Source organism: Microcystis flos-aquae FACHB-1344 (assembly GCF_014698375.1).
In the GTDB taxonomy this organism is placed as follows: Bacteria; Cyanobacteriota; Cyanobacteriia; order Cyanobacteriales; family Microcystaceae; genus Microcystis; species Microcystis aeruginosa.
In genome coordinates this window covers 1-7963 of sequence record NZ_JACJSW010000219.1, presented here as the reverse complement: position 1 = coordinate 7963, position 7963 = coordinate 1, and the positions used below count along the sequence as shown (strand labels likewise).

Sequence of the window (7963 nt, the reverse complement as noted above, 5' to 3'; positions counted from 1 at the left end):
CCTCACTTTAAAAACTTCTATTTTTCTTGATATTTTTCGTCCATGACTATTATCTTGTTCAAGAAAACAACTTTCTGGCTTTGAGGAATTACTCAGGTCTTGTATTCGCTGATAAAGATTTTTCTGATTTCCTTTAACGGTGATAACATAATCATTTTTACTCTTGGCTATTAAGCTGATTGTTTTTTTCTGACAGTGCCAAGCATCCCCAATAAAAACTTTATTTTCGAGAGTGCAATCCTGAATTATAGCTTGACCTTCGTCGATTTCAGACCCTTTTATGTTTTCGATTCTTTTTAAGTGTAATACTAAGCCACTTTCTTGACTAAACAATGAGACAAACATGATAAAATTTTGTTGTTCATTGTTAGGATTTTTTCGGGTGTTTTTGAGACTTTTTCCATCCATCCCTAGCCAATTTATGTCATCTCTTTGTCCATATTCTTGTCATGCCCATTCATTAAACATTTTTAACAAAATCTGCCATTCAACTCCCATCATTACCCTTCTAATTGTTGAATAGGATGGGACTCTTTCGGGAATTATATTAAATTCTTGACTGAGCCTGTGCCGATTATTTTTAGCAAACTCTCCCAGTTCTCTCTAACCTGAGTATCCTAGCATTGTTCCTAGTATTATTACTACTAATACTATCCATAAAGGGTGTCTTTTTCCTTGATCTTTCCGAAAGTCCTTGACTTGTTTCAGTTTTTCTATTAAGCTCAACATATATTTGAAAGGTTGGCGGTCACTTCTCATTTTACCTGATAGTGATCGCTTTTACTTTTGATATTCTGATGGGAGAATGAAACAGCCCTAGGGGGTTGGGGGGGGCCACACCCTGCCACCACCGAAAAGCTTTTTGCCGCAAACCCTAACTAGGATAACATCAAGGTTTCAGCTTATTGCCATAAGTTTAGCTACTTGGGTACAATGGTTACTAAAATCTGATAGGAGTTTGGTGGAGTCGTTTTAGTTGTAAACACGAATAAAATTTGGTTATTAGTAAGGGGATCGATGTTTGTAGGTAAATTGCTGCTATTAGAGGTATATACGTCTACGGTTTGATCTTGAGCGTTTTCATAGACATTACGCAACCCATTCACAGAAACCATAATGCCATCTCCAGCATCTGCCAGAACAGGTGAACCGAAAGCTCCTTCCGGTTTCCCGGGCAAATATTGGTCAGGTGCAGTAACAACACCGCAGGAAGAACTGAATTTACAAGTTCCTCCTGTAATAACTTCAGCTGTAACAGTTGCCGGCACGGTAACGATGGGTAGAGTTGGTTTGATAGCCCCGCCACCAGGTTTCTGATAAAAAGGAGGAGTAGGGGTGGTAGTAGGGGTGGTAGTAGGGGTGGTAGTAGGGGTGGTAGTAGAGGTGGTAGTAGAGGTGGGGCTTCCGAGGCAATATAAAGATGATTCACAGATAACTCTGGGGAAAACGCTGGTGCTGACAGAGTATTTAACTTTATCTTTATCGGTATCTCCAGTAGTGAGGTTTACCTGAGCGTTGGCATTCAAAATCACTTGATTACCATCCTCGTGAACACAGGCAAAAAAACCGTCCACAGTACTGCTAGGGGCGACGATTAGGTTAAAATCCGTAGGACAGTTGGGGTCATTAACAGTCTCTGCTAACATATCGGTGACGGGGGAATGTTGCCAAGGAACATTTACATTTGCGGGGGTGGTGTAGTTGCCATTAGCGTCCAAGTTTGGACCATAGCGCCACAAGACTCGCGGACCGGTCAAGCTACTTTCAGAGCCGGTGGTATAGTAAACGATCTGTTCATTGAGCGGAGCCTGACTGGGATTGTTGGGGTCGGGAATTTGGAAAGCAAGAACTGCTTTCGCTCCTTTGGGTACTTTAGTACTCGTGATCTTTGTTTCAGAATTAGCGATAATTCTTGCTCGTCTCACTTCATCTGAAACAAACTCTAGAGTACGATTAAGATTATTCCGGATTTCACTATCGGCATTGGCTCGATAGTTACTTCTGAGCAGGTTAATCAGGCCATTTCCGGCCACCAAGACGGCAATCAGCATCATCAAACCTGCCAGTAAGACTTCTGTAATCGTGAAACCCGCTTGCAGACGACGATGAGCGGATTTTTTCTGCAAACGACCCAAGTGATTGATGTACTCTAAATAAAAACGCATAGCTTTAACCTGTCCCGATTCCCATTTCATATACTTGCCTAAATATTTAACATTTATTGCAGTCACAGAGATTTTATTAAACTATCGGTCAATCAAGTCGAAAAGGGTTTTCGGAAACCAGTGAAAATTTACTACTACCTACTTCCTTGACAATTTCCCCAGAAAACTCCCGATCAAAAATGTCTTGACCTAACTAACTTCACCGCTAACTACACAATAGACCGAGAAAATCCTCTAGATAGTGATTTAGGTATGGCCAAAAATGTGATTTTGTTCACAGCTATTAATCGCTTTGGGGAGTAAGTGATTTTACAGGTGAGTTTGTACACTTGTATTAGTATAATTGTTGACCCTCAAGGATATAAGAAGGCACAAGGACTGGTTACAATCAAGGATGATTGACATACTCCCACCGTCAAGCTACGCTGTGACGGTGGATTCTTGACCTATCACTATCGTAAATTCCGTGCTTCGACGAGACAGCTTAGATTCTCAATGTCTCCATTAAACACCCAGAGGTCGGACTCTCCCCCCCCCCTTGCCCCTAGGGCTGTTTCATTCTCCCATCAGAATACCAAAAGTAAAAGCGAAACTGGCTCTACCGAACCTGTCATGTAAAACTATCAATAACTCATGCTTGTCAAGCTTGTATACTAAGGCTTTGAGTTTTTGTTAAATTGATATTTATCAACTTTAGAGCATTGCCAGGCAGAGAGGGAGCTTGAGGAATTTTCTACAGTGTAAGTTCGGAAGAACCAATAAACTAATGTCCCTTGACTACACCATAAATCAAATTCTCCTGCTTTAAAACCATCGCTGAACTTGATTTTACGTCCCTCATCAGATAGTTGGTAGCCTGTTAGTTTGTATTCAACCGAACGGCTAGGCTTTTTGAACCGAGGAAACCCCTTTTTCCCTGGTATCTGGGCATCGACAATTCTGGTAAAACCTAGTAATTGATTGCCAGGCTCTATCCGCAGCCGATTGACGATCCTGAGAGTTTAATTTATTAACCCAAGGGGTCTCTTTATTGTTAGCTAGTACAGCACAAAGCTTTTGGAGATCATTACGGGTTGTACCCTTATTGTCCATCCAATAACGAACACAAGAGTTACGCACAAACTGAGATGTCCTAATTGCTTCATCTAGTCTCTGGTATTGTTCTGGTGTCCCGTTTTTTAACATCGTGCTTCGCGGTTAATATCCTGGTCGGCTCTCATCCCCCGCAAAGGTTGATGTCTTGTCGAAAAATTTAGCGGGGGTATTCATCCGACATTTAAGGTAAGTGATTTTACAGGTGAGTTTTCCGTACATTTGTATTAGTATAATTGTTGAGCCTCAAGGAGATAAGAAGGCACAAGGACTGGTTACAATCAAGGATAAGTAATTTTTCGATCGATATCATCTAAAAATAATCATGCGTCTCTTACACACCATGCTCCGGGTCAATAACTTGCAGGAATCTCTACAATTTTACTGCGATGTGCTAGGAATGAAGTTACTGCGCCAGAAAGACTATCCCAATGGTCAATTTACCCTCGCTTTCGTCGGTTATGGCGATGAGGCTAATCATGCTGTCATCGAACTGACCTATAATTGGGGAGTCGATCGCTATGAAGTCGGTAATGCTTACGGTCATATTGCCCTGGGCGTGGATGATATCTATAGCACCTGTGAGAAAATTAAAGTTCTTGGTGGCAATGTCACCCGGGAACCGGGCCCGATGAAACACGGTTCTACGGTGATTGCTTTCGTGGAAGATCCTAATGGTTACAAGATCGAGTTAATTCAACTAGGAACCCAAGGTACTGCCGTGGCTACGGCTTAATCAAAAGCTTATGACTGTTGAAATTGAACGGAAGTTTCTGGTTAAAGGGGATTCTTGGCGATCGCTTGCGACCGGCAAGTTGTATCGTCAGGGATATATTCCTACCCAAGATGGATTGACAACCGTGCGGGTTCGTGTAGTTGGAGCTCGGGGTTATTTAACCATTAAAGGCAAGACTGAGGGCATTAGTCGGCTGGAATTCGAGTATGCAATTCCCCTAGAAGATGCGGCGCTCATGTTAGAAAACCTCTGTAAGAAACCTTTAATTGAAAAGATTCGTCATCGCATTTCTCTGGATAATTTAACTTGGGAAGTTGATGAATTTTTAGGGGATAATCAAGGTTTGATTATGGCTGAAATTGAGTTAGAACAAGAGGATCAAGTCATTACTATTCCTGATTGGATCGGCGAAGAAGTCACGGGAGATGAGCGATACTACAATATCAATTTACAGGAATATCCCTATAAAATGTGGTCATTGTAGTATGAATTTCTTTCGTGGTTAACTCTGGGTGGATACGGCTTTTTCTGATTCGTTTAGCTTATTCGTTACCCGTCGGAGAACGCCATTAATAAAGCGATAACCTTCATCATCAGAATAACGTTTTGCTAATTCGATTGCTTCATTAATCGCTACTTTTTGAGGTAGATCGAGATAGAGCATTTCTGCCACGGCAATTTGGAGGATATCCCGATCGATTCTTGGTAAACGATGTAGTTGCCAATCCACTAAAGCGCCGGTTAATTCCTGTTCGATTTCCGCACGACGACGATAGACTGTACCGATTAATTCTAGGGCATATTCCCGCACTTCGTACTGACTAGATAACTGGACAATTTCGGGAAAATCTATCACGGTTCCTAAACGATTAATGGCATTGTGAGTAAGAGAAATCGCTTCTTTTACCATGGTTTGGGCGCTTTTTAGATTTGTCGCCTTAGTATCACTAGCGAGAATCCGTTCATTACCACGACTAATTTCGGCGGCGGCGGTTTCTAAGGTTTCTTGAATTTCCAGGGTTAAGGTTCTAACCGCGACTAAAATTAAATCGTTTAAAGTTTGCTGTTCTAGGTTTTCAGGATTGCCTTTAATCTGACTTAAACTCAAAAGGGCAAGTTCTCGAGCAATGCGGCGGGGTTGTTGACGGGGAGACATAGAAGTTTAGAAGTAGAGGAAAGAAAATTAGACAACTTTATTGATCGCTATTCGGTTGGGTTAATTTTTCTCGGCGATCAATCTTGACTTTCAGATCAATTCTTGACTGACTTCTATTCTAGCATAAAAGCTGCCAAGATTTAATTTTTCAGGTTTTAATTAGACAAAAGACAATATCTATCTTGAATCTCCCCTAATTTAGTCTCAGCTTCTTGAGCATTAATAGCTAATTGGGCAAACTCTAGAAAGCGTTTTAATTCCTTGCGTAATAAATTTCTTTCTACTTCCCAAGTTTCTCGATCTAAGGTCGGTGGCATAACAATCATATCAAATAAAGTGGCCTGTTTTTTATCGGGATGGGGTCGCAATATTCGCCCGCGACGCTGAATAAATTGTCGAGGATTACCACTACTAGCCAGAATGACTGCGTTTTGAATTGATGGCAGATCTACTCCCTCATCTAAACATCTAATTGCCACTAATCCTTGTAGATAACCCTCCTCAAATTGTTGGCGAATTTTTTCTCGTTCTTCTAGGGAAGTTTCTGCGGTGTAGGTGGCAACTCGATAACCTAATTGATTGCCCAATAAATGAGTAACTGCCTCTACTTGACGACGATAATTAGCAGTATAATTTTCCACATAACCATCCCCACAGTAAAATAAAGTATGATCCGTATCTAAACGCTCTTGCATCAGTTGTTGTAAAGCCTGTAATTTATTACTTGCTGAACCAACTAATCGTGACCTTTGCATTAACAAAGCGGTGAGGTTTTCATTAGCATTGAAATTACTATTTTTCTGCAAAGTCCAGCCGATTCTTTGGGTTAATTTTGCGTATAATAAAGCCTCACCGTCGGTTAACTCAACCAAGACTGGATAATAAAAATAATTGACTAAAGCTCCTTTACTAATAGCATCAGCTAAGGTAAATTCTGGTTGTAGAATTTGTCCAAAATAATCAAGAATAGCGTCGGTTCCTTCCTCATCAAAATATCTTTCAGGAGTAGCGGATAGAGCCAATCTTAGACCTAAAGAACGGGGTAATAATTCTTCTAATCGGGGGGAACCTAAATTATGTGCTTCATCACCAACGATTAAAGTTTTATCGGGAAAAAATTTTATTTGTGATTGAAACCCCTCGCTAATAAAAGTTGAGTTAGTAGTTAAAATAGTGACAAATTTTTGATTACCTGCTTGCACATTATATAACTCTGTGGCTAGTTGACTTTGCCATGTATGGACACTTTCGTAGGCTAAAATCGGTTTAAGATTAAATTTTTCCGCTTCTCGTTGCCATTGATTGACTAGGTGACGATAGGGGCAAATTACTAATAATACTTGCAGTTCTATCGCTTGGTAAAGTTCCATGGCAATAGCTAAAGCAGTAATAGTTTTACCGCTGCCGGTGGCCATTTTTAAAGTTCCCCGTCCCCGATTACGAAACCAACTGATAATCGCTGTATTTTGGTAGTCTCTCAATTCTAAATCGGGGGGAATTCTAGGAATACCAGAGGGATTAACTCGATAGAATCCTCGCAATTCAGCAACTTGTCTGAGCTTGCGGGAACTGATAAAATCTCTAGTTATTTTTTCCCAATCTATCCAGCAACTATTCATAGGACCTCTTGTAAAAATCAAAAATTGTTGTTAGGATTCGGTCGTCAGGATTCGGTCGTCAGGAGATTGTTTTTATTTAGGGTTTGCTGTTCGCAAGAGGTTTATACTAAATCCTGTTTAAAAGGTATAGTCATTTCAGATAAGTCTGATACAGTCTAGACCGACAAAGTCCTTAGGAACTCTGGGATTGATCTTCTCAATCTTAATTGAAATGACTATATAGGGGAGCAGCGGAGCGCCGGAGTAGGGAGAAACAATCCATAGCTTGGAAGTTCATCACACTATTAAAAATAGTTTTTGTATAAGCTCAAAAATAGCAAAAAGCCAAAAAGCTAAAAGCTAAACGTTGCTACCTATACAATTGGGATGGACTAAAAAGACCATCCCACAGCTGTCAAACCACTCTTAACTGTTATCCTAGAAACCTAGGGAATGATTGAGATAATTTACCTGGTCGCTACTTCTTCTTTTTGGGGAGTATTTTGCCGAAGTTTTTCTTGATCTTTGCGACGTTTTTTAGCATAAAGTTGGATTGTCACCGCCATTAATACCACTAAAGCTACAATTAACCAAGTGGTCAAATCGAGGGGTAATTGATTCTTAAATACTGCCAAAAGGACAATAACTACCAATAACAGGGTTGGTGCTTCATTTAATGCCCGAAATTGCTGTCCCGTCCAATTACATTCCCCTTTTTCTAGCTTTTTCATGATGCGACCACAGTAGAAATGATAGAGCAGTAAAAGAGCCACAAAGGATAATTTAATATGTAACCATCCCGATTTTAAAATTTCCGGTTCTGTGGAGATTAAACCGATCGCCATGGCCACGGTGACAATCATCCCCGGTGTGGTAATGATATTGTAGAGTCGCTTCTCCATGATCTCGTATTGTGCTTTCAGAATAGCTTGTGCGGGTTCCGTTTCTGTTGCTGCCTCCGCGTGATAGACAAACAAACGTACCAAATAAAATAGTCCCGCAAACCAAACAACTACCCCAATCAGGTGAAATGCTTTAAACCAATAGTAAGCCATAGTCTATATTGTGATGTGAGTCCCGAATTAATTAGTCTAAGAGTTATCCATAGTTACTAATTCTGTACGCAAACGTCGCACTTTGAATCAGCTTTGTACGCTTTGACCCGTACAGGGCTAACTACAAGCCTCTCTATCGGATTCTTGCTAAATGCAACCTC

At 40.6% G+C, this 7963-nt stretch carries 6 protein-coding genes and 2 pseudogenes; 2 read left to right on the top strand and 6 right to left on the bottom strand.

Annotated elements, in window-relative coordinates:
* The 3 genes and pseudogenes from H6G48_RS23195 to H6G48_RS23180 all read right to left on the bottom strand — a co-directional run.
* A pseudogene (locus H6G48_RS23195) lies at positions 1-729 on the bottom strand (ISAs1 family transposase); the annotation flags it as partial.
* Positions 730-920: 191 nt separating this feature from the next.
* On the bottom strand, positions 921-2165 hold the full coding sequence (locus tag H6G48_RS23190) for a PulJ/GspJ family protein (protein ID WP_190723449.1): 1245 nt from the start codon (positions 2163-2165) through the stop codon (positions 921-923).
* Between the two features lie 755 nt (positions 2166-2920).
* Positions 2921-3350, bottom strand: a pseudogene (locus H6G48_RS23180) (RNA-guided endonuclease TnpB family protein); the annotation flags it as partial.
* 232 nt (positions 3351-3582) lie between these two features.
* Here H6G48_RS23180 and gloA point away from each other — a divergent pair.
* Both gloA and H6G48_RS23170 read left to right on the top strand, forming a co-directional pair.
* The gene (gene gloA, locus H6G48_RS23175; protein ID WP_190723447.1) at positions 3583-3993 is read left to right on the top strand and encodes a lactoylglutathione lyase; all 411 of its coding nucleotides are present in this window, start codon (positions 3583-3585) and stop codon (positions 3991-3993) included.
* A gap of 10 nt (positions 3994-4003) precedes the next feature.
* Complete coding sequence (locus tag H6G48_RS23170; protein WP_190723445.1) at positions 4004-4477, top strand: CYTH domain-containing protein; 474 nt, start codon at positions 4004-4006, stop codon at positions 4475-4477.
* A gap of 18 nt (positions 4478-4495) precedes the next feature.
* Here the strand turns inward: H6G48_RS23170 and nusB are convergent, their stop codons facing one another.
* The 3 genes from nusB to hemJ form a co-directional block, all read right to left on the bottom strand.
* The gene (gene nusB, locus H6G48_RS23165) at positions 4496-5149 is read right to left on the bottom strand and encodes a transcription antitermination factor NusB (RefSeq protein ID WP_002796775.1); all 654 of its coding nucleotides are present in this window, start codon (positions 5147-5149) and stop codon (positions 4496-4498) included.
* A 155-nt stretch (positions 5150-5304) separates the two neighbouring features.
* The gene (locus tag H6G48_RS23160) at positions 5305-6768 is read right to left on the bottom strand and encodes a DNA phosphorothioation system restriction enzyme (protein ID WP_190723442.1); all 1464 of its coding nucleotides are present in this window, start codon (positions 6766-6768) and stop codon (positions 5305-5307) included.
* 446 nt (positions 6769-7214) lie between these two features.
* Positions 7215-7802, bottom strand: coding sequence for a protoporphyrinogen oxidase HemJ (gene hemJ / locus H6G48_RS23155; protein WP_079207816.1), 588 nt, complete (start codon positions 7800-7802; stop codon positions 7215-7217).
* Positions 7803-7963 lie beyond the last annotated feature (161 nt).